The organism is Candidatus Obscuribacterales bacterium, assembly GCA_019744775.1.
Classification (GTDB): Bacteria; Cyanobacteriota; Vampirovibrionia; order Obscuribacterales; family Obscuribacteraceae; genus SBAT01.
Genome location: JAIETZ010000002.1, coordinates 346,446 through 368,324, shown reverse-complemented (window position 1 = coordinate 368,324; position 21,879 = coordinate 346,446). Strand labels below are relative to the sequence as shown.

The window sequence follows — 21,879 nt, the reverse complement described above, 5'->3', positions numbered from 1 at the left end:
AGGATTTGGTATGAACAAGCAAGTTCTTTTGGTAGCCGGCGCATTGGTTCTTAGCCTAAATAGTAGTGCCGCATGGGCAGAAGACACATCTTTTTGGCAAAAGATGGTCGATGCTGGGCAGCAGGCTTTTGATGCAGGCAAGTATTCAAAAGCAGCACGCAACTGGAATAAGGTTGTGGAAATGCTCAAGCAGACGTCCCAAGATGCTGCGGACAATTTCAAAGAACGAATAATGCTGGCTGGCTGCTTGAAGCATCTTGGTGACTGCCATCGCCTGCGACAGAAATGGCAGGAAGCAGGAACCTGTTATCAGGATAGTTTGTCGGCCTATGGGAAAATGACACCGGATACACCTGAGGTGCAGGCGGGGCTTTCCGATCTTTCTTCTTGTTACAAGTCAATTGGCGTGGACACTCTTGGAGAAGAGGCGTCTAAAATGTTGAAGAAAGCCGGTGCTGTCGGTCTGTCGTCTTTCAAAACAGTTGACGGTGATCATTATGAATTGGCTCTTGCTGATATCTATAGTGAGGAAGTTAACGAAAATAGAATTGAACGAGTGCGATTTAATAAGCGCATTTGTTTCGACTTTATGCAAACACCGGAAGGAAAACTAAATGTCAGCAAGATAAAGGGCATTGAGTTGAAAGCCGATGTTTGTTGGGTTGAGCCAAGATCAACAATTATGTATCTGGACGAAAAGGGCGAAACAACAGCCGAGGTTACAGTTGATGCCATGGGCTTCATGAAGACCGTTACGGTTAATCCGCCTCGTAAAATTTACGACTATATTGTCGAGCTGGTTAAGCAGGTAAATACAGGTGCTGTGGTGGCATCCGGTTCTACGCCGCCAGTGACGACGCCGGGTGTGGTGTCGGACTCAACCACGCCAACCGAATCGACTCCAGCGGAGACTGTGGTTCCAGCAGTTGATATCCAGCCGGCTGAAAGTTCAATTTCTAGTGACAAGACGATAGACTCGGAAAAGGAAATCGAAAGTGTTAGCAAATAATCTGCAACAAGTGCTATTGTTTTTTGGTATCACATGCTTGGTGGCATTCTACTTTCCCTTCTTTAAGCAGGGCATATACAAGCAGCTCGGTTTTACCGTTACCGGACGATCGGCAGCCTTTGTCGCGGCTATTGCCATAGGTTATTGTGTTCTTTTTTTAGTCGGAGAAAAATGGGGCGTTGCCGTGATGCCGTTTTTGCCGAGCTTTCTTTTGGCGGTGGCAGTTCCGTGGTTGCTTTCAGTAATTAAACTACCTGCGCCTTTGCGTGGACTGGCTATGCTTGGAGCTGCTGTGTCTTATTCGCTCTATGCACCTGCCGACACATCTAGGGATAATCTCGTTGCTGCTTGCTTGGGACTCATTACCTGGAAAGTTTCTGAGATGGTGTATATTCCCGATGATCCTGACTTTCAGGATATTTTGCCGCCGCTTGCCTGGCTTGCCGGTCTATTCTGGATCCTAACCGGGTTACCTTCCGGAAATGCATCCACCTTTGAAGGTGTTTTGCTTGCTGCGTTTTCGTCGATAATTCTACTTAGGTTGTTTCAAAACCCATTTATGTCTGATGATAAATGGTATTTGAAACGCATTATTATGTCGGCAACGGGCGGATTGGTTATGCTCATTGCCTGCACTAAGCTCTTGCTTTTAACTAATGCGGGCAACTATGCCTGGCTGGTTGGCGGCAGCATGTTTGTCAGTCATATGTTCCGCGACTTTGAGGATAGAGCCAAAGACAAAATAAACGATCCTGCAGTAATCTTTCAATTTCTCTCAATGGCAGTGCTTATTGCCGGTGTGACAGTCGTTGCCTCTCGTCTTTTTGGCACGCTTGGTTTTGTCATAGCCGCAATTACTACTTTGGTTGCTCGACCGGGTGGAGTCGCTCTTTGTGTAGGCTTGTTTTTTGTTGTAAGAGCACTGTTGCAATGTTATGTGGTTGACTATGTCGCTAATGTCACTGGCGTGAATATCTTGCATCCATACGTTGGAGCGGTAATCTACGCTGGATTTGCGATTTCCATTGTCCTGGCAATTAGCTTGCGCGATGCAACAGATAGATGGCTTAAATTAGCGTTGTTTCTAATGGCTGGAACTTTTGCTCCATTGGCTGCTAACTTCTTCTTGCATGCAGAACCCGCAGCCGGACTCTTTGATGCCACCATGGTCGGTGCAATATTGCTTGCAATTCTTGGACCCGTGGCATTTAGGTCCACATCAGGCTCGTTAGGCTATTTGCTTTTGGCGCCGGCTCAGATGGTTGCTGTAGGCACCTTGGCTGGAGAACTCGTCAATAAAGGCAATGAGGCTGTTGCCGCAACGAAGGTGGAAGTGCTTATAGCCGCCGGTGTTATCGTCGCAGTTGCACCTTTAGTGATTATGATGCTGATACGCATGGCGAGGAGCAAGCGCATAGAGGTCTCTTGAGACCAAAGTCGTTTTGTCCTTAATCTGCCGAAAGACCTCGACTTGAATTTGATCGGCTGTTTCTCTGGTAACCAGCCTGCGCACAGTCACATCCTCTTTTGGTTGCGAGCCCAAAATCTTCAGCGTCACGTCATTGTGATCGACTTCCGCCTTCAATTGAATAGGTGTCTTGAGGTTGTTTTGGAAACGCAGGTCAGCCTTGCCGTACCAAACTGTGGCGTCCAGCCCGGGCAATACTGAGCGTACTGTTTTTTGATGTGGCAGGCGCTCGATAATTGGAAAGCCTGCGCTTAATGCCAGTTGATAAACTGCTGATGAAACGACACAAATGCCGCCACCGAAAGTTGCCGGGCTATCGGAATTTAAATAGGAAGGAGCGGCATCGTAACCACGCTTGAATGTACGTGGACCAACTGTCTTGTTGAAGGAAAATTCTTCGCCGGGCTTTAGAACTACATCATTGATGGACTTGGCGGCAACCTGAACATTGTTGATTTGTTGAGGCGATAGTTCACCAATGTAAATCGTCTGACTTCCAAGTTCTTGCGTAAACGGATGGCTGGTCAAAAAATAGGCAGCAAGCGCAATAGGAATTGCGACAAGAGCGGCAAATCTAATGAATGGCTTCTTCATTCTTTTACGGTTATGGAATCTAAACTTGACAGAGCCCGTACGTGGTCTGTGTACATTCCGTGCAAACTCATTGGATTGATTTGGAATTTGCCGGGCAGCTCCATGCGAACAAGCGTCTGAAATTCGCATTTGCCGGCCGGCATGCTTTTGGCAAAGAAAACAACTTTGTCGTCCAGGATGTCTTGGTGCGACCACCACCAGGTGCCCCAATCGGTTTCCACGGATCTGTTTGAACTTCCTTGATCAATGAGGTCGGCTCGTGGGTCATCAGAGACTACTTCCGCGCCGCTAGGAAGTGCTGCTTCAAGTATTACGTAAGGCAAGGCAACCGGTGAGTTGACACTTACTTTCATCAAAACAGTTTCACCAGCCTTAATGACATTATTTGATATTGGATCCAGATTGAAGTGTGTCGTGCCATCGCTGGCAATGGACGTTGGTTTTAAACGGAAGAAAGAGCGTTTAATAGCCAAATTGGCAGGTAGTGATTTTTCATTGATGGTGTCGCCTGGGTGTAATTTGCGCGTGTATGTAATCAAGTTGGTGTAATAAAGTCTGCCTGGTCCTTGCTTTTTCAACTCGACGGCAGTTGATGGTATGCGCGTGCCCGCAGGGATATTTTCCGAAATTACCGTGTCTTCGTCATAGCGATTCTCATCAGTAAATGTAAGCAGTTTGTGCAGAGCGATGAGTTCGGCAGATGTCGGCGTTTGCCCGCTATTAACGCTGACGGTGTAATTAGTACCGGCAGTGCCTGACTTGCGTGCGAGAATCTCTTCTTGTAGTAGAACTAGAAATACCTTGGCGGTTGTTTTTGTGTTTTCCCAGCCGTCTTTATCGTGCTGCAGCAACAGCCAGCGCTTAATTGACTCAATGCGAGCACTGTTTTGTGGTTCGCAAGCAAGAACCGTCTGCAGAGCTACGGCAGTTGTCTCCACGCCTGTAAACTGGTATGTGTAGTCGTCTTCGTCGGATTTGATTTTTATTTTGTTCAAAAGCGCTCTTGTATGATCCCAATCAGTCATACCATCATTATTGTTGGCCAGCGCAATTAAGCGGTCGTAAAACGGCTTGGACAACTGATTGTTGCCGATGGCTAGCGTGAGATATGTCAGCTCTTCCGGCTGCATTGTTTCGAGATTCTTGTGATACCAACTACGAACATTATTCGGTACGGCTTGACCATTTTTGCTCAGCACATAAAGCATCCGCGTTAAGTCTATTCTTCTCTGGCGTGTCAAGCCATAAACATCAACTTGTTTGGGATCGCTTAATTGCTTGAAGAGATCTTTAGCATTTTTAGAAAGCCAAGCTTTGCCCTCGCTGAGCCAGGTATCCTCTACTTTGTAGCCAGCCTCTTTGAGAAGCATGAGCCCTTCCATAACATATGAAGTCATGGAGGGATCGCTATCGTCGAATTTCCACCAGCCCCAACCGCCGTCTGCATGTCTATGTTCAGCAAGCTTTTGTATGGATTTGTTATAGACGACACGGAAGCGTTCTTTGTCGCTGGATGTCATCGTTTGACCTAATTCCTTATTTAGCTTCATTGCTACTATTGAAGGAACAAGTCGACTCATGGTTTGCTCGGTACAACCATATGGATAATCTATAAGTGAATTGAAGCTTCCCAGAACAGGACCAATTGACGAAGCGGCAAGTGCTAGTTGCCATTTAATGTCTTTGGCCGCTGGATTATCAGGTGACACGGGCAAAAATGCCGATTGACTTTCGTTGGTAATTATTTTGGACTGACACAAGGCAGCTTTTATGCCTAATGATCTCACAGGCAGATGCATTTCCATTGCGTCTCCTGTTTTCTTGCCGCGAGCAATAATGCTCACTAAACTGTCTCCGGAGCCGACGACGGTTATCGGCCACGAATAGCGCTCGGCTTTGTCTGCTTTCACCAAAAGTCTTTGTTCGGTCGGTTTAGCTAACTTGTATTGCTTTGTGGCCGTTAAAGACAGATCAATGTTTTCCGCAGCGTCAGTGTAATTGTGCACAATGGCAGTGATGTAGCCTTCGTCACCCTCTGTGAAGAAGCGCGGTAATGCCAGGCGGACTATTAAGTCTTGGGTGGAAATTATTTTGTTTATCGTGTCGCCAACAGTTGTTGCCATGCCGATAGCTCGAGCAGTTGCTCGCCAGGTTGTGAGATTGTCCGGCAGCTTAACTGAGGCAATGGCAATGCCGTCTTTGTTTGTTACTAGATCCGGCAGCCAGGCTGCAGTGTCCCTGAAGTCTTTGCGCATGCGCGGCTCAACTTTATCCGGACCACCGGAATAACTATGAGGGAATGAGCAAACTGTGTTAACCCAATTTTCTTGCATGCGGTAAAAGAATTTACGAATGTCTTCGGCCGCCTCTGGGCGAATGGCATAAATGCTTTCGTCAACTACACCTAGAGAAACTTCTGTGTTGGCGGAAGGCTTACCATGTGAATCAAGAGCTTTAATCGTGTATTGAACTGATTCGCCCGGCTTGTATTTTGGTTTGTCGGTAGTAATGCTGACGTTCAAGAAATTGTCGTCAGGGGAAACTTTGAGAATTTGCGATTGATTGTAAAATTGATGCTTTTTGTCAACGAAAGTACAGGCAACGAAAGCGTTTGGCGCATATTCTTCTGTGATTGGAATTTCAACCAGTGTGGCTGTTGCTTTAAGCGGAACTACTCGGTAATTGTAGAGACGCTTGCCCTCAACAGATACTATTGCTTCTGAGCCTTCCTTGCCTGTTGTTGGTGTGCTTATCATCACGCGGGCAGTGTCGCCAGGCTTATAGACCGGCTTGTCCAGTTTCAACGAAAGTGGCTCGACATTCGCATCCTTTTCAGAAAGTGCATAAGGATAATTGGAGCTTGCTATCCAAATACTTTCGTTGTCATAAATAGTATGTCCGCTGGAATCTTTGCTCTGGGCTGTTATGTAATAAGTCTCTGTCGGATATGAATCTTGTGTTTTTAAGCTGACTGTTGCCACGCCCTTGTCGTTGGTTGTGGCAGTGGCATGATCAGATAGGTCGACACCGCGATAAGTGCTTGCTGTCTGATCCCAAACCCAGCGCATGAGTCTTATATCTACTTGCTTGTTTGTTGCAGGTTGTCCATCGTAGTTGATGGCATTGATGTTAACGCTAATCGGTTCGCCTGATTTTGCGACATAGCTGTCTGATTTAACAAATAAGGCGTAATCACCAGCGACAACAGAAGCGCTTCCGTTGCCAACGACAGCAATGCGGCTCAAGTCTGTAACTTCTGCTTCGATCTTGTATTTTTTGTCTTGATAATCGTTGCTATATGGACCGTCTGTCGGTGGCTTTAGGTCTTTGGTCTTAAATTCAATGACTGCTTCGCCGGCGTCATCAGTTTGGGCATATCCTTCACAAACGAAATCAGATGCATACGAATAATCCGCATCATCGCCCCAGTCATCAAAGAAGTCATAGTATTCCGGGCGCGGCAGAAGATTTTCTCTGGCTTGCCAGTCATTACCTGCGTAAACAGAGTACTTCACTTTGGCTGATGCAACAGGCGCGCCAAAGTAATAGGTTGCCTTGATACGTGCTTTCAGTGTTGAACCGGCAATGACTCGTGGCGTGACTGGTGTCACCTCGACTTGGTATTCCGGTTTGCGATATTGAGCAACTTCAAAACTGTTGTAAGTGGATGTGTCATCCGGATACTTCACAGTCACTTGATATGCGCCTGTATGTCCATCAGCAGGTACATCAAATGTGCCGTTGAATGTGCCGTGTTCGTTAGTGCGCAGGCGTTGTTCGGCGACTTTCTGATTGTCCGGATCTTCAATTGTGACAGTTACGGGCAATCCGCCTTTGGGATTGTGGAACCCTGTTTCGTCGAATTTGCGAGCAATGCCTTTGAAGGAAACAGTTTGGCCGAGTCTATAGATAGGCCGCTCCGTATAGAAGTAAGTGCGATATTGTCCGGCTCGTCCTTGCCACCAAGACGCATCGGAATAGGCTCTATCATTTCCTTGCACTCCGCTTATTAGAACAGAGCCGGTTAAATTGGACGGCAGATTCTTTCCGCTCCCTATCGTGGCAAAGCCATTGCTGTCAGTTGTTGCTTGACCCAGTGTTCTGGAGCTGCCTGCTCTGCGATCAAACATGCTAAGGGCAACTCCCTTACGTGGTCCCAAGGTGTTTAAATCAATGGCGCGTATTACTGTTTTGTCCGGTGCCTGTTTAACGATGAGTCCTAAGTCGGTGACAGAAAACCAGAGCACATCCCAGGAAGATTTTTCGCCGCGCTGTGATTTCAGTTTGACTTTTGCTACATAATCGCCTGGTGGCAGCGTATTACTTAGCTGGAAGTCGGCATATGACCAGTCCGATGTATCAAGCTCCAGTTGGCGCGTCATCGTGGCAACCGGCGTGCCTTGTAAATTCAATTCCGTACTGTCGCTTGGTTTGTAGATATCGAGGCTTGAATTGACCTCGATGGAATTTTTAGCACACTGATTCATGAACTGAAGAAAGTCTGCTTTGTAAACATCAACGGAAGCCAATGTGCCACCATAAGCATTAATCCACAGCTTTGGTTTTTCTTTGGTCGTATAAACTCTTGTGTTGGAGGCTAATGTAACCGATGGTTCCAATAAATCCAGTGTAATTGGCGATTTGAGTTTGGTGACTTTTCCTTCGTCAACAAAAACGCCGTTGATGTATTCGCTGGCAAATCCCGGAGCGCGCAATTTAATTGTGTATTCGCCGACAGGCAAATGCGGCAAGACGAAAGTACCATCCGACTTTATCCACACACCGCGCTCGTCGCTCGATTTGCCTCTGGGTCCAACGGCTAATGCGTAAACTTTTTGTGCACCAATGTCGTATGAATAGAGATCGAAATTCTTTTGCTCGAGGGCGATTTTGCCAATGACCGAACCGCACGGTTTGTCGAAGGCGACAAATAGCATGGCAAACAACACTAGTTTTACGAGCAAAAACTCCCAAGAAACCAGGAGATTCTTATCGGATGACATCAGCCTTCACTCGCCAGATTTGACACTGTTCTTTTGGGTTAATGCCCGCCTTCAGCTTACATTTAACTAATTGATAATAAGCATCACGAACTTCTCCCGGCAGCAAAACACCAGTCTTACCGCCCGACCTTACGAAGAGCCCATCCCGCAAGGGATTCTGGCTGGAGAGCCCTCTGGCTCCCCCCACAATTGGTTCAAGGTTGTTCACAATTGTGACTTGGGGTTTGAGGCGTTGCCACTCGCTGTAGCCAATTGGCTTATGGCGATATTCACACTTCAGAGCTTGGACAGTCGTATAAACGGTTGCCTGGACGAGATTTTCATAGCGTGGCTCAAGCGACCCCCAGCAGGCACGCGTTTCTCCCTTGTAAGACAAGGTTATAAACAGACCTTTTGCCCGGCGATACTCGGGCGGTACGTAGAAGCTGTTGGCGAATTGCGCGAGCGACTCGCCTTTCGGCTTGGAAAAATGGAAGGCAAGGGTCTTTTTGGCAATCTCCGGCAGGCTCTCAGCTTTGGATTCCTGGTGAACAGCAAAAGCCGGTGAACAAAGAGCCAGGCTTAAGATGCCGAGTTTAAACAACTGGCGTAGACTTGGGCGCATTAAACGGGATAAACTGGTAACGGTCATGATGGTCAGGGTTTGGCTTTCGGGTATTTGGTTTTGGCACCTACTGATGCACCTCATTCTACAGGTCGGCGGCAATTCTTAAAGTCGCTTTTTAGTCTTGGCGGTGCTTTTCCGGTTGCCCAGCCTGCCCGGGCGGCAGTTGTAGCAACCAAGCCAAGCTTTTTTTGGGCGGATTTAAAAACTGGTCAAGTCGGATTTCCCACAGGCATGTCTATGGCGCCAGGACTTCCGGGCTCTTTAATGAAGTTGGTGGCTGCTTGCGCAATTTCTGAAGATCATTTGCTGAGTCCGGAAACAACTTTTGATTGCACGGGCAGCGTTGTTGTAAATTCGCAGACATATCATTGTCAGAAACCGCACGGTCGCTTGGATCTCATTCATGCCATCGGCATGTCTTGCAATGTTTACTTCGCTCAAGCAGCCCAGTCAATTAGCCCCGATTTGTTTTTAGAGCATGCCAAAGCGTTTCTTTTAAATGAACCTGCTTGTGGCATAGCCTCAGGTCCATTCCCGCAAAAAGCAGAGGGCAGTCCGCAATCATATGTATTGGGATTGAACGATTCATTTAAACCACATGCACTTCAACTCTTGCGCATGGCGGCCTTAATTGGTGCGGAAGGTGATTTGCCTCTGTTGCACAGTGCTGAGTCGCCACCCGATAAACCAGGCAGGACGCACTTGCAGTTATCCAACAACACCTGGAAGATTTTGAAACAAGGCATGATTATTGCTCGTGAAAACGGCACTGCCAAAAATCTCGATCCGGAAAATAAATTGCACATAGCTGCCAAAACAGGCACCGCCCCACACGGCAACACATTTCAGTCTTGGATAATCGGCTATTTCCCCTTCGATAAGCCGCGGTATTCATTTTGCTTAAGAGCTTCATCAGGTACAAGCCAAGACGCGGCTGTACCACAGGCACACAAATTTCTGCTGGCAAGTGATTGGCCTACATGAAGTGCAAAACTTATTTGCTAATAGCAATTTTCAACGCTCTATTTTTCGCAATGGGGCAGATTGCTTTGGCGGCAACGCCGGATAAGGTAAAAGTGGACTTGTTCGAGGCGCATCAACCGGTCAAACAGATTTTTCTTTATGGTCCTGCGCGCATCAAGATGCCAATGCAGCGATCTTTGCCACCTGGAAAATATTTGCTTACGGGAAAAGCCGGTCAATTGGAACTTACAAAACAAGGATCTCCTCAAGCAATTGTTGTGGCGCCGAGAATTGTATTCGACGGTCAAGCCTCAGGTATTGCGTTGGGAATTGATAGCATCGATAAGCGGACATATCCAGGTGATGTGGAAATGTCTATACAGCCGAAACAATCCATAAGAGTACGCAATGTTGTCGCCGTCAAAGACTATGTAATTGGCGTTGTCTCCAGTGAAACTCCTGCCAATTGGCCTGTGGAAGCATTGAAAGCGCAGGCAGTGCTTACCCAAACACGATTAGCCAGACACTTGCCTTCGATGGTATTGGGTGACTCGACGCAGCGGGAATTGTATTTAGGTTCGAGCAATAATCGCAAAGAAGTACGCGAAGCGGTACACAGTGTTTGGGGACAACTGCTCATGCACGAGAATCGTCCTGTCGCTGTCTTCTATCACTCAACATGTGCAGGTGGGACAAGCGGTGGTGAGGTCGTCTTCTCCAACAAATCAGCAGTGCCACCATATTTAAAGCAAGTCAACTGTGATTACTGCGTGAAATCACCATTTAGTAAATTGACCGTCAGACGCATTTCCAAAGATGTGGCAGCCAAAGCATTCGGCGAAGGTTTGCCGGCTATTTTGGATTATGACGATGCCGGACGCCCAGTAAAGGTTAAGCTGCCTGATGGACGCGTGCTATCCGGCTATCAATTCTGGATCCTTTTAGGCCAATCCGCAGGCTGGGACAAAGCACCAGGCACCAAATACAAACTAGGTACTTTACCCAATGGTGACTTGCAAGTGTTCTCTACTGGCGCCGGTCATGGTGTGGGACTCTGCCAATGGGGCTCAGCTGAGCTCGCTCATCAGGGAAAAACCTATAAGGACATTCTGCAATACTATTTCCCGGGCACTAATGTGCAAGAGTCACGCTCTGTTGCGATGTGGTAGTTAATCCAGACGTGCAAGCTAAATGTCAGTGATTATTATTATGCCGGGATTCGAGCGTTTTCTTGTGCCTTTGAAAGGCGTCGCTAAAGGCTGCCGCCATGATGCCTGTAGGCATGGCAATTAAGCCAATTGCAGCCAGACAGGTTATAGAGCAGCAGAACTTGCCCAAAGCTGAATGAGGATAAATGTCGCCATAGCCAATTGTTGTAAGTGTCGCTATGCCCCACCACATCGCACGTGGAATGCTGCCGAATTTTTCTGGCTGGACAGGACCTTCAACCAAGAACATCACCGTGGACGAGACAAGCAGCACCATCATTGCCAGCATGAAGGCGAGAAATAATTCCATGTATCTTTCTTTAATTGCATCGCGAATATGTCTTATGGCAATTGAAAAGTCACCAAGCTTTGCCAATGTGTAGATGCGAACTAATCTGAAGAGTCGCAGCAAAAATATGTCTCCGCCGACAAAACCTAAGAAGAAAGGCAAAACGGCAAGTAGATCCAGTAAGGCGCGAAGTGTAAAAGCATATTTCACCCTGCCGAAAAATCCTTTGTATTCAGGATCTTCACCGGCTACCCAGAGTCTCAATACGTACTCGATGACAAATAGGACACCGATTGTTATGTCTGCCGCAATAATCTGATGCTGCCAAGGCTCATAAATTGTCGGCTCGGTAGCTAAAGTAACAATGACAATACTAACGATAATGATGGCCGCAATGATTTTGTTAAGCGGCGACAAGCCCTCATCCGGCCATGCCGTGATGGACAGTTGTCTGTACAGTTTCTGTCTGAGTGAAGCCACGGCAAGACCCGAAATTATGCGACACTGACTGCATAGCGCAGCCTCCTAGGTACTTGTACCCTGGATTGTCTGTGCGTATCGATAAGGGGGTGGCAGATGCTATTATCAGGGGATACCGGAGGACTTACGTCGTGAAGGAAAAGATAACCGTATACGAAAAGCCTACTTGTACTAAGTGTCGCGAGGCGGACAAGCTTTTGCGTGAAAGTGGTGTGGATTACAACAAAATCAACTATTACATCAAGCCGCTAACTGCTAATAAGCTGCAAGATCTCTTGAAAAAGATGGGAATACCGGCTAGTGAGTTGTTGCGCACGACTGAACCGATTTATCGCGAACTAAAATTGGCTAAGGCCGAAAAGTCGGACAAGGAATTAATTGCGTTGATGGTGAAGCATCCTGATTTAATTCAACGTCCTATTGTTGAGCGTGGATCAAAGGCTGTGCTTGGTCGACCAACGGAAAATATCAAAAAACTTCTTAAATAGGTGAATCGTGAATACTTTTGTCAGAGTAGCTCTAGTCGCATTGTGTCTGTTTTCAGTTGCCGGTTCTAGCGCTGCTGAGCCGGCAAAGCCGATTGTCGCCAAAGCAACACCCGCTAAAGGCGCCATTACTTTTGTGAAAAAGCAATTCGTTTTGCCGAACCCGCCATTAGGCTTTTCCGTCAAATTTAATTATCCATATTTTTCCGGACCACAGATTGATTTGGTTAATAAGTTGAATAGTGCAATGCAGGCTGAGCTTATTAGGCAAGCAAAAGCTGCTGCAAAAGACTATTCTGATTTTGTTTCGGATGATTTGCCTATTTGCATAGAGGCAAAAAAGCAAAAAGATGGCAGCAGTATTACTGCGTCATTTGAAGTGCACAAATCAACCGACGATATTGTCAGCGTTAGTTTTGCCACTTGCAGCTACTACTACGGGGCTGCACATCCGGTGAATAACTATTTTGTATTCAACACACAATTGAATCCGCCAATTGCTATTACACTTACTAATTTGACTACTGATCAGAAAAAGTTTTTGCAGATTGTCTCCAAGCAGACAGCTCTAAAAATAAAGAAGATGCTTAAGTATCCAAATCCGGACATCATTGCAGAAGGCACTGCTCCTACGCCAGACAATTTTCAGAATTTCGTCTTTCTGGACAAGGAAATGGGCTTCTATTTCAATGACGCGCAAGCATCAATTCATGCTGAGCCAATTCAGAAACCTGTAGGTGTTCCCTATGGCTTGATTAGGAGTGTAATTAGTCCTCAGAGTGCTGTGTCTCAACTTTAAGAAGGGACCTAAAACCTTAGAGAATTACGCTTGGAATCGCACTAATTCCGCTGTAACATTACATGCTAATGATGACATCAGAAAAAGTTAAGGTGCCGGGCTTTGCCTACGCGTCCATCCTCGCTGTCTTAGGGCTGGTGGCGTATTTGCCGTTTTTGGGTGGCTTTGGACCTCTTGATCCGACTGACAGTTTCTTTCTGGAATCAGCCCGTGAGATGGTTGAAACAGGCAAGTATTTACTGCCGCTCAATAATTATGAACCCTGGCTTGATAAGCCTATTTTGTTTTTCTGGATGGTCTGCGGCGCATATAAGTTGCTTGGGATATCGCCATTTGTCGGCAGATTACCGGCTGCACTTTCAGGAATTTTCACCGCGCTCTGTATTTATTGGGGTTGCCGTGGTTTGGTGTCACAATCAACTGCCTTTCTTGCCGGGCTCATTTTCTTGAGTTTGCCTCTTGTGGCAATTGGCTCACATATTTGCTTGACCGATACCACATTGACACTTCTTGTCACTGCCACCACGTTGTTTTTATGGAAGGGACTCATCAAAGAAAGTAATCGCGATTTATTTATTGGCTATTTGGCAGCTGGACTGGGACTTTTGTGTAAGGGGCCAATTGCTCTTATCCTGAGCGCCGTTGTTATCTTGCCGGCATTGCTAATAGGCACACGTTCAGTCAAAGAAACAATTCGTCTTTGTCTGAGAGCCAAACCTTTTCTGGGATTGGCTTTGGTGACTCTGATCGCTGTGCCTTGGTATGCAGCTGCAGGCATAGCGACGGAAGGGAAATTTCTACAGAAGTTCTTTATCGAACAGAATTTTGGACGCATGGTTGGCACCGTTAATCACCAAATGCCTTGGTACTTTTACATCCCGGTATTTTTCGGCGGTTTTGCTCCTTGGTGCATTTTGCCGCTCTTTTCTTTTGATTCAATAAAAAGAACTTTCAAGCTCTCTGGTGTTGATGGTATGGATGGTCTGTTCAGATTGTCAGTTTTTTGGTTCGTTGCCATCTTTGGAATGTTTACCTGCATCAAGACAAAATTGCCTTGGTACATAATTCCTGCATGTCCAGGATTTGCCATTATGGCTGCTATCCAAATTGAATATCTTGCACGTGCAGCAAAATCGAAAGCAATGCTGGTGGTTCAAGGTGCTGCTCTTATTGCTCTTGCCGTTGTTTTTGTCGTGCAAGGCAAATTGTCCAGCTATTTAAAAGGAATTGTTTTTGCACATTGGCCGATTTTCGTGGTGATGTTTTTATGGCTATTGGCAGGATTTGTATTTCTGCAATTTGCAAGGAGCCTGTCGCAGGAAAGTAGAATACGATGGGTTTCTCTATCAACCGCCGGTGCCCTACTTTTCGGTTGTGCATTCTATGTACCGGGTGCATTAACCTCGATGTACAACCATAAGCAAGTTGGTTTTAACAGACTTGTTGAGCTGACACGTGGTGAGCATGCCAGCGTGGCAATCTTCATGGCGGAAGAGCCGACGATGCCCTACATATTGCATAAGCCTGTTAAGCGACTACAAGATGAAGATGCCTGCGCAACGTTTACATCAAGCAATCATGAAAAGCATTTTGTCCTTGTGCCAAAAGAAATGCTCAAGAAAATGCATTGGTTTGTGGGTAGCACTTACAAGCCGATTTCGAAAGAAGGTAAATGGACTCTCTTCGAAATGGAGAGTCGCGAATTTGCTCAAACCGGTCAAATTCAGTGAACCGAGCTTGTGTAGGTTGAATACTTTGGCTCTAAAAATGGGCGCCAGAAGAGCAAACATGCTCTGCCTATGACGCGCTTTTGATCGAGAAATCCCCAGACATGACTATCAGCGCTGTTGTTGCGATTGTCGCCCATTACGAATAGACAGCCTTCCGGTACCGTGATTGGGTTCATGTTGTTGGGAAATGGGTGGAAATAGGGATTACCAATGTCAGACAAAGTCTTGAGGTCATAGCCTGGTACTTCTTTAATATATGCGGATTCGTCCAAAAGTTGCCCATTAATGTAAACGCCGACACCATGTTCAATAAGAATGTGATCTCCAGGAAGCCCGACGACACGCTTAATCAAAGCTTTCTCGCAAGGTAGAAATGGAAAGCCCGTCAACCTACCAAGCAAGGAGAGGGGATCATAACTTAAGTCCTTGCCCCCGAGTTCAATTGCCGGAGGATAGAACACAACAATATCGCCGCGTTTAATCGGCTGTTGGAAAAGTCCTGACAGTTTTTCGATAATCAAGCGGTCGGATATTTGCAGCGTTGGTTCCATTGAACTTGATGGAATATATCTTGCTTCGGCTATTGTGCCGCGAATGACGACGAATAAGACAAGCGTCAAAGCTAGTGTCTTTAAGGTTTCTTTGATCCATTCACTCGATGTGCTTTTTGTTTTTGCTTCGTTCTCTTGCATGTTATCGCTCCCGGCGCGGACGAAGAACTAATATACAATAATATGCGTTTCCTCTTTTGAGCGCATGAATCATGATGACAATAGGACGGGTCTGGTTTTCAAGGCAGCTATTTGCTGCCCTGGCAGCGGCTTCTTTGGCATACCCAGCACAAGCTGTCAATGTATTAACAGTCCCTGGAAAGCCAACCAAGGATGACACCGCCTTTGCCATTGTTTCGAAAGACAGTGTCAAACGGTCTCACAAGAAGATAACCATCGGCGAATATGTCTTTGTGCCGCAAGTGGGAAAATGTTGGAATGTCGGCGCTTACAAATTGAAGCGTGGTAACAAAGTTTTGGCTCAAGGTCTTCCGGATGAGTATTGGCCCAATTCAACCTATTTCACAGTCATCGCTCCGGTTGTAGTTTCAAAAACTTTCTTCCCGCCACGTAAATTAGGCGTTGGTTCAATTGGAGACTTCGCTTCAAAGATACCTGCGCCATTGAAAGTTTTGGCTCCCGGCTTTAGCGCATTTGGTAGCGGTAGTCCGGAGATAATCATTGAGCGGGCTAATTGTGGTGCTAAATGCCTTTATGAGTATTCGATATTTTCATTAGGGTCGAACTTCAAGAAGCTGGCTAAGATTGAAACCGGCAATGATTCGATTGAATTCATTGATATTGGCGGCGACGGCAGCATTGAGGGAATTGGAGTTGAAGATACCTTTTCCAATTGGAATTTCTCTTCAGCGACTTCGCCTCGTATAAAAGTCATTCTACGTATCAAAGACGGTAAGCTTCGTTTAGCTACGGACCTGATGAAAGCTCCGGTACCGACCGCAGCTTACATGAAGAAAATAATTGCCGAAACTAAGACGGCGATGCAGCCGCCTAAAGAAGGCGACGCTGGTGAGGGTGAAAGTCGTGACAGCGATAAGATAACCATGCCGTTTGATTTGCCCACGAATATGCTTGAGCTTATTTACAGCGGCAATGGAAAGTCAGCCTGGGAATTTTTAGATGAGGTGTGGCCTAAACGCGACCTGACGTTTGAAGGCGAGAAGGACCCTGTTACCAAAAAGCAATTTGTTGAGTCCTTCAAAAAGCAGCTGGCAACAAGTCCTTACTGGAACGACGTAAAAGCCATTAACGGCTGGTAAGCGATGAACTTCAAAATACATTCATTGGTGCTCTCAATCTTTTCGATAAGCGCAATTTGCCTTGGTGGTTGTGCGGAGTTTCATGCGCCGCCGCCGCACAGTATTTTGGTCGATCCAACCTTTGACGAAGTACGGGCAGAAGCCGGCAAACATGAAAGAGTAATGGAGGACGGCTGGTATTTCGGCGAGCTACCGCGAATTTTTAAGTCGCCCTATGGACAAACATCCCTGGATGACAAGGTGCAGTTTGCGATAGCCGAAGCGCAATTCCTGAAAGAGTCTAAGCAGAATATGGCAAAGGATATGTCTACTTACGTGCCATATTCCAAGCGCGCTGAATTTGCCCAAAAATGGTGGCAGGCTTCCGACCAAGCCAAATCATTTGCCGCTCAACCGGAAAAACTGCACATTCTCTGGATTCAGGAATCACTAATGGATGGTAGTGAGTTATGGTGGCGTGCACTGGAAGATAAAAATCGCGCGACCATGGATGCCATGCGTGCACTTGCTCACGACGAAGAACAAAAGCGACTGTCGCAATTTTTGGATGTAGAAGGTCAACCAAGATCGCTCAGCACCATGGTGGATGGGAAATAGTTAGCGAACTTCGGTGATACAATTCTCATGTCGTAGCTTTTGAGGTAACAGGCGTGAGAGTGAATAGATTCATTTTGTTGTCTTCCATAGTCGCTTTGACGGCATTACCTGCGTCTGCTGAAAAGGTTAGTGGTGTCGCGCCTGGTGCCACCAATACTCTTGTTAACTCAGTAAATGATCTTGGCAGGGTCTCTCATAATTTGAAGAGATCGCTTGCAGGATTAGCTAATGAAGTAAATCGCATTGAGGGATCAGATAGCGATCCGGACATTCTTGACAGAGCTTTTCTTGATGACCAGTTATTTACACCGATAGCGCCAGGTTCGACAGGTGTTTTGCCGCCACGCAAAGAATGGCTTGATCTATACCTTTACCAAATTGAGAAGTTGACCAGTCTCCTGCAAACAGAAGTGAATAATGTTGCCTCTATGGTTGATGGTGAAAGCAGTTTCGACGTCAAAGAAATGCAACGCATCGCCGGCGACTTGCAAGCGGATGTGCCGAGACTAAAAGCCATTGCCAAAGGCAGTACTTGTGATGACGATCAAGTACAAGATGCTGCTCATACGATGTATGAAGATGTCGCAGGGTTTGATAATGCCCGTCGTCAATTGGCTAAATCTATGAAAAAGATTGCCAGCGGCAAATCGTACTTCTTGGATTAGACAGGCACTTTTAATTGATTACCGGCAAGAGCTATTAGCTTTCGGTATTTCTCAACGATTTCTTCGTTGGAAAGAGATAGAGCCTGATCGCCGACAGCAATCTCCGTACGCGTCCAATTCGGGATTTGTGTTTCCGCAAAGCGCGTGCAAAGCCTGAAGTTGTCTTCTTTCATAAGCGTTTCGTGCGCCTTTTGCAGTTGATCAAGTGAGGCATTAATAAAAACATGGAACATGTTCACTTGTGGCGGATCCGGCTTTGTTTCAAGACCAGGAATATCCTTGAGTGCTTTGGCAAGTGATATGGCACGATTGCGGTATTTGTGCATTTTGTTGATGCGCTTTTCGAAATTGAGTTTTGCAGAGACAACATAGGGCGTCATTGTATGGAGATTGCCGCCGTGGCGTCTGAGCCAAATACGAGACTCTTCAATAAAGTCATTTGGTCCAAGCAACATGGAGCCGGTCATGCCGCCTATTCCTTTATAGAAAGAGACATAGACTGAGTCGAATAGCTGACAAATGTCGGCGCAGGATTTATCGTAAAAGGTACTGGCTTCCCAAATGCGTGCGCCATCTAGATGAACTTTGATTTTTCTAGATCTCGCTAAGTTCAACAGTTCTAAAAGTTCATCCCAGGTCGGTAAGAGTCCTCCCAGTGCGCGCATCGGTAATTCAATAAGCAAAGTGCTTACAGGCTCTTTTATTTCGTCTAAGTGTTTGGCAAGAATTGCTGAGTTCATGCCGCCCAATGTTATAGTTTGCAAGCCGTGCAGGTAAGAATAACCACGCTTTTCGTTTGCTTCAACGTGGCTTGTTTCGTGCAGGGCGACTGTTTTTATCTTGAGTCTTTCTGCCCAAATCCGTAGGGCTATTTGTTGAGCCATAGTACCGCTGGGCATAAATACGGCTGCATCCAGGCCGAGAAATTTGGCTATTTCTTCTTCAAAGTCGTTGAGGAATTTACCTTCACCGTAAATGTCCGACTCAATATTGTGCTTGCGGCAATATGCTGCAAGTTCTTCAAATTCCTCTGCAGGCGTTAAATCGTCGTGCCAGTTAAGTCCTTTCATTCTCTTAACCCTCTAGATTCAAGACCAGCACATGATCGGCACCGCGGATGTCTCTATATGTGCCACGCTGAATTTTTGAGTCGACGCCTAGAGCTTTCAAATCTGGGACGAGGCGTTCGATAAACTGATGCATGCCGACTTTGGGCATTTCAATCGGGTACAAGCGAATTTCTTTCTTGGTTACGCGAATAAGTTCCTTTATTGCGTTGAGATGAAAGTCATAGTCAAATACGGAGTCGTCTATGATTCCGCCATATTTATGCTCTGTGTAGAGGAAGAGCAAATTGCCGCTCAAGGTAATATCAAAACTCTTGCCGGCAAATGGAAGCGCTGGAAGAGCAGCATTAAGATAACGGCCACTTTTAAATCCTTCTGTGTAATCGGCGGCAAAGATTTCTGCTGCTTTTAGTTTTTCGTCTCTGAAAGCATTGATTTCTTCGTCAGTTTGCCTGTAGAAAAGCTCAGGTGTTTTGGCTGTTCTGTCCAGTGAGCGAATAATGTCATTGCGTGCTTTGTCTGCCAACCGTTGATAGTCTTGTTTGTAGAGCGGATCACAACCGATGGCATCTATTCCCAGTCTTGTCGCTTCAGCCACAAATGAGGCGGGTCCTGATGGACAATCAAGGATTTTCTTGCCTTTCAATTCATCAAGCGTAATGGCAAACATGCCCAAGTATTCATTCAGTGTTCTGCCGAAAAAAGCTATGCCTTCGAGGACAAATTCGCTGGGGGTATTCAGGCTCACTTCGATGCTCCTACTTTGCTTGGTTTTCGAACTCGTTTGCGCAGCTCTTTGGCCTTATCTTCAGCCAAGGTATCGTTAATAAAGACACCGGCTCCTGTTTCGCTTCCGGCCAAGTATTTTAGCTTGTTTGCAGCACGCATTGGTGGGTAAAACTCAATATGGAAATGATAATAGTCGTAATTGTCCCCGTCTGTCGGCCGCTGATGAAGGACCATCATGTAAGGGAAACTCTTATCAAACAGTTTGTCGTAAGCAGAGGTTATTGACTTAAGTATTTTAGCCAGAGCCTTTTGCTCGACATCACTTAAATCGGTGAGCGCTTGCAGATGCTTTTTTGAGGCAATGTGAACTTCGTACGGCCAACGTGCGAAGAAGGGAATGTAAGCTACAAAGTGCTTGTTTTGATCAATGATTCTTTGTCCGTTGGCAAATTCTTCCTTGATGATGTCACAGATGAGACATGTCCCCAAACGATTCATGTGTTGTCGACATTGATCTAATTCTTGTTTGATTTTTGGTGGAATAAACGGATAGCCGTAAAGCTGTCCATGTGGGTGGTGGATAGTGACACCTATTTCCTCGCCTTTGTTTTCAAAGATAAAAACATAATCGACAAAGGAAAGTGAGCTGGCTTTGAAGAACCTGTCGGTCCATACTCTTACGAGCTTCTCGATTTGTGAGATGGGTTCTTCTGCCAACGATGTGTTGTGATCAGGTGAATAAAGAATGACCTCGCATAAGCCTTGACCGGGTTCGACTGGGTAAAGGTCGCTGTCTTCAACAGCCGGCAAACCGGGCATGCGTTTCAAACTCGGAAAGCGATTCTCAAAGACGACAATGTCATAAGTCTTTTCAGGGATTTCCGTGGGGAAACCATTTTTCTTTGTCGGGCATAAGGGGCAAAAGTCTTTGGGCGGCAGGAATGTGCGATCCTGCCGGTGCGTGGCCGTTGCGACCCACTCACCTAAAAGAGGATTCCAGCGTAATTCAGACATGCGTAGTCTCTGACGACCCGCCTTTTTCTTTTTCGCTATCGAAGCTGTAATAAAGGAGATATCGCCCGTCAGGAAGGGTTGTTCTCTTTTGTCTCATGCCCAGAGAAAATGTCTTCTTGCGCTCGGTTAGATCTTTTATCTCCGATATGCCGCTACTGGCGTTGACTACATGAAGCGACGGGATTATTCCTGTCTCTTCGCGATAGCGACGTCCAAGTGTTTGCTTAAAGTATTCAACGAGATCTTTTTCGACGATGTTGACTGTACAGCCGCCGAAGCCGCCCCCGGTCATTCTTGCACCGAAAGTGCCGTCAATGGATCGGGCGATATCGACAAGCAAATCAAGTTCGCGGCAAGAGACAGCGTAGTCATCTTTCAATGACTTGTGTGACAAATACATCAATTCGCCAACTTTGGTTATGTCGCCTTTTTTGAGAGCCAATGCTGCTTCTCTTGTGCGTTCGTTTTCCGTGACCACGTGTTTGACGCGGCGGCGAATGGCTTCCGGTAAATGTGGTGCGAGTTTTTCGAACATCTCAACAGGTACATCGCGAAGTGATGTGAAATCAGGGTCAAACTTGTGGAGGATTTGCACAGCACGTTCACATTCGGCGCGGCGCTTGTTGTATTCGGATACTGCCAGTTCGTGTCCGACTTTGGATTCGCAAACAACTATCGAGAATGCTGTCGTATCTATAGGGACGGACTTAGAAGTCATTGAACGACAATCTAACAAAAGTGCATGATCTGCTTTGCCAAAAGCTGAAACATACTGGTCCATAATGCCGCAGCGAGTGCCTGCATATTCGTGCTCGGCACGTTGGCCTATCTGTGCCAGCTTCAGCTTGTCGATGCTGTGTCCGGAAATTTGTGTCAGGGCAAAACCAATTGCCAGTTCCAATGCCGCTGATGATGATAGTCCGGCACCCAATGTGATATCACTTAGGACAAGCATATTTGCGCCTGTCAGCTTGAAGCCTTCCGCTTCCAGAACGCGAGCAGTACCTTCAACGTATCCTTGCCAGCTTGGGTTGCTTGCTTTCTTGCGTTTGCCAGGCGCCTCGTTTAAATCAAATTCGACGGTTTGATCGAAGTTTAGTGAGTGAACAATGACTTTGCGATCGTTGCGCGGACAGGCTGCCACCACTGTTTGTTTGTCGATGGCTGCCGGCAGAACAAAACCGTCATTGTAATCGGTGTGTTCGCCAATAAGATTGATGCGTCCGGGTGCGCGGAAAAAACGTGGCGTTTCTCCAAAGAGATCGATGAAGGTTTCCTGGAGTCTGGCTAAATCCACAGCGCGTTTCCTCGAGGGCTTCTGACATGGATACCATCGGACGC

Annotated in this window: 19 protein-coding genes; 10 read left to right on the top strand and 9 right to left on the bottom strand. The window is 46.5% G+C overall.

Going from position 1 to position 21,879, the window contains the following annotated elements; genetic code table 11:
• Positions 1–10: 10 nt before the first annotated feature.
• The gene (locus tag K2Y22_05040; protein ID MBX9877803.1) at positions 11–1,009 is read left to right on the top strand and encodes a hypothetical protein; all 999 of its coding nucleotides are present in this window, start codon (positions 11–13) and stop codon (positions 1,007–1,009) included.
• The gene (locus tag K2Y22_05035; GenBank protein ID MBX9877802.1) at positions 996–2,438 is read left to right on the top strand and encodes a hypothetical protein; all 1,443 of its coding nucleotides are present in this window, start codon (positions 996–998) and stop codon (positions 2,436–2,438) included. The genes K2Y22_05040 and K2Y22_05035 overlap by 14 nt, the downstream gene beginning before the upstream one ends.
• On the opposite strand, the gene K2Y22_05030 is transcribed toward K2Y22_05035, so the two are convergent.
• Genes K2Y22_05030 through K2Y22_05020 form a run of 3 tightly spaced genes read right to left on the bottom strand, consistent with a single transcriptional unit; the run spans position 2,382 to position 8,678 of the window.
• Positions 2,382–3,071 carry a VanW family protein gene (locus K2Y22_05030; protein ID MBX9877801.1) on the bottom strand — a complete coding sequence of 230 codons (690 nt, stop codon included), beginning with the start codon at positions 3,069–3,071 and terminating at the stop codon, positions 2,382–2,384. The genes K2Y22_05035 and K2Y22_05030 overlap by 57 nt on opposite strands.
• A complete protein-coding gene (locus K2Y22_05025) occupies positions 3,068–8,074 on the bottom strand; it encodes a hypothetical protein (protein MBX9877800.1) in 5,007 nt (1,668 codons plus the stop codon). Before K2Y22_05025 ends, K2Y22_05030 begins: the two co-directional genes overlap by 4 nt.
• On the bottom strand, positions 8,061–8,678 hold the full coding sequence (locus K2Y22_05020; GenBank protein ID MBX9877799.1) for an AMMECR1 domain-containing protein: 618 nt from the start codon (positions 8,676–8,678) through the stop codon (positions 8,061–8,063). Before K2Y22_05020 ends, K2Y22_05025 begins: the two co-directional genes overlap by 14 nt.
• A gap of 60 nt (positions 8,679–8,738) precedes the next feature.
• Between K2Y22_05020 and K2Y22_05015 the strand changes: the two genes are divergently transcribed.
• Positions 8,739–9,665, top strand: coding sequence for a hypothetical protein (locus K2Y22_05015; GenBank protein ID MBX9877798.1), 927 nt, complete (start codon positions 8,739–8,741; stop codon positions 9,663–9,665).
• The gene (locus K2Y22_05010; GenBank protein MBX9877797.1) at positions 9,662–10,813 is read left to right on the top strand and encodes a SpoIID/LytB domain-containing protein; all 1,152 of its coding nucleotides are present in this window, start codon (positions 9,662–9,664) and stop codon (positions 10,811–10,813) included. Before K2Y22_05015 ends, K2Y22_05010 begins: the two co-directional genes overlap by 4 nt.
• Before the next feature lie 25 nt (positions 10,814–10,838).
• Here the strand turns inward: K2Y22_05010 and K2Y22_05005 are convergent, their stop codons facing one another.
• On the bottom strand, positions 10,839–11,621 hold the full coding sequence (locus tag K2Y22_05005) for an ion transporter (GenBank protein MBX9877796.1): 783 nt from the start codon (positions 11,619–11,621) through the stop codon (positions 10,839–10,841).
• A gap of 131 nt (positions 11,622–11,752) precedes the next feature.
• Between K2Y22_05005 and K2Y22_05000 the strand changes: the two genes are divergently transcribed.
• The 3 genes from K2Y22_05000 (at position 11,753) to K2Y22_04990 (ending at position 14,635) form a co-directional block, all read left to right on the top strand.
• The gene (locus K2Y22_05000) at positions 11,753–12,109 is read left to right on the top strand and encodes an arsenate reductase family protein (protein MBX9877795.1); all 357 of its coding nucleotides are present in this window, start codon (positions 11,753–11,755) and stop codon (positions 12,107–12,109) included.
• Between the two features lie 7 nt (positions 12,110–12,116).
• Complete coding sequence (locus tag K2Y22_04995; GenBank protein ID MBX9877794.1) at positions 12,117–12,905, top strand: DUF4163 domain-containing protein; 789 nt, start codon at positions 12,117–12,119, stop codon at positions 12,903–12,905.
• A 68-nt stretch (positions 12,906–12,973) separates the two neighbouring features.
• Positions 12,974–14,635 (top strand): glycosyltransferase family 39 protein, encoded by a 1,662-nt coding sequence (locus K2Y22_04990; protein MBX9877793.1) that lies wholly within the window; start codon positions 12,974–12,976, stop codon positions 14,633–14,635.
• On the opposite strand, the gene lepB is transcribed toward K2Y22_04990, so the two are convergent.
• Positions 14,629–15,327, bottom strand: a complete 699-nt coding sequence (lepB, locus tag K2Y22_04985; protein ID MBX9877792.1) for a signal peptidase I — start codon at positions 15,325–15,327, stop codon at positions 14,629–14,631. The genes K2Y22_04990 and lepB overlap by 7 nt on opposite strands.
• A 71-nt stretch (positions 15,328–15,398) precedes the next feature.
• Between lepB and K2Y22_04980 the strand changes: the two genes are divergently transcribed.
• Genes K2Y22_04980 through K2Y22_04970 form a run of 3 tightly spaced genes read left to right on the top strand, consistent with a single transcriptional unit; the run spans position 15,399 to position 17,728 of the window.
• A complete protein-coding gene (locus K2Y22_04980) occupies positions 15,399–16,466 on the top strand; it encodes a hypothetical protein (protein MBX9877791.1) in 1,068 nt (355 codons plus the stop codon).
• 3 nt (positions 16,467–16,469) lie between these two features.
• Entirely contained in the window at positions 16,470–17,063 is a 594-nt protein-coding gene (locus tag K2Y22_04975; GenBank protein ID MBX9877790.1) for a hypothetical protein, read from the top strand.
• Positions 17,064–17,116: 53 nt separating this feature from the next.
• Positions 17,117–17,728, top strand: coding sequence for a hypothetical protein (locus K2Y22_04970; GenBank protein ID MBX9877789.1), 612 nt, complete (start codon positions 17,117–17,119; stop codon positions 17,726–17,728).
• On the opposite strand, the gene K2Y22_04965 is transcribed toward K2Y22_04970, so the two are convergent.
• From K2Y22_04965 to K2Y22_04950, 4 genes are read right to left on the bottom strand one after another with little or no spacing between them, the layout of a single operon-like run.
• Complete coding sequence (locus K2Y22_04965) at positions 17,725–18,798, bottom strand: aminotransferase class I/II-fold pyridoxal phosphate-dependent enzyme (protein ID MBX9877788.1); 1,074 nt, start codon at positions 18,796–18,798, stop codon at positions 17,725–17,727. The genes K2Y22_04970 and K2Y22_04965 overlap by 4 nt on opposite strands.
• Before the next feature lie 4 nt (positions 18,799–18,802).
• Positions 18,803–19,543, bottom strand: a complete 741-nt coding sequence (locus tag K2Y22_04960) for a hypothetical protein (protein MBX9877787.1) — start codon at positions 19,541–19,543, stop codon at positions 18,803–18,805.
• Entirely contained in the window at positions 19,540–20,538 is a 999-nt protein-coding gene (gene galT, locus K2Y22_04955; protein ID MBX9877786.1) for a galactose-1-phosphate uridylyltransferase, read from the bottom strand. Before galT ends, K2Y22_04960 begins: the two co-directional genes overlap by 4 nt.
• Entirely contained in the window at positions 20,531–21,835 is a 1,305-nt protein-coding gene (locus K2Y22_04950) for a galactokinase (protein MBX9877785.1), read from the bottom strand. Before K2Y22_04950 ends, galT begins: the two co-directional genes overlap by 8 nt.
• Between the last annotated feature and the right edge of the window lie 44 nt (positions 21,836–21,879).

Bases quoted from the DNA above. Each gene is read 5' to 3' on its own strand.
- K2Y22_04990 (MBX9877793.1), top strand. From the start codon at position 12,974: ATGATGACATCAGAAAAAGTTAAGGTGCCGGGCTTTGCCTACGCGTCC.
- galT (MBX9877786.1), bottom strand. From the start codon at position 20,538: ATGTCTGAATTACGCTGGAATCCTCTTTTAGGTGAGTGGGTCGCAACG.
- K2Y22_04980 (MBX9877791.1), top strand. From the start codon at position 15,399: ATGATGACAATAGGACGGGTCTGGTTTTCAAGGCAGCTATTTGCTGCC.
- K2Y22_05025 (MBX9877800.1), bottom strand. From the start codon at position 8,074: ATGTCATCCGATAAGAATCTCCTGGTTTCTTGGGAGTTTTTGCTCGTA.
- K2Y22_05020 (MBX9877799.1), bottom strand. From the start codon at position 8,678: ATGCGCCCAAGTCTACGCCAGTTGTTTAAACTCGGCATCTTAAGCCTG.
- K2Y22_05040 (MBX9877803.1), top strand. From the start codon at position 11: ATGAACAAGCAAGTTCTTTTGGTAGCCGGCGCATTGGTTCTTAGCCTA.
- K2Y22_04965 (MBX9877788.1), bottom strand. From the start codon at position 18,798: ATGAAAGGACTTAACTGGCACGACGATTTAACGCCTGCAGAGGAATTT.
- lepB (MBX9877792.1), bottom strand. From the start codon at position 15,327: ATGCAAGAGAACGAAGCAAAAACAAAAAGCACATCGAGTGAATGGATC.
- K2Y22_05010 (MBX9877797.1), top strand. From the start codon at position 9,662: ATGAAGTGCAAAACTTATTTGCTAATAGCAATTTTCAACGCTCTATTT.
- K2Y22_05030 (MBX9877801.1), bottom strand. From the start codon at position 3,071: ATGAAGAAGCCATTCATTAGATTTGCCGCTCTTGTCGCAATTCCTATT.
- K2Y22_04975 (MBX9877790.1), top strand. From the start codon at position 16,470: ATGAACTTCAAAATACATTCATTGGTGCTCTCAATCTTTTCGATAAGC.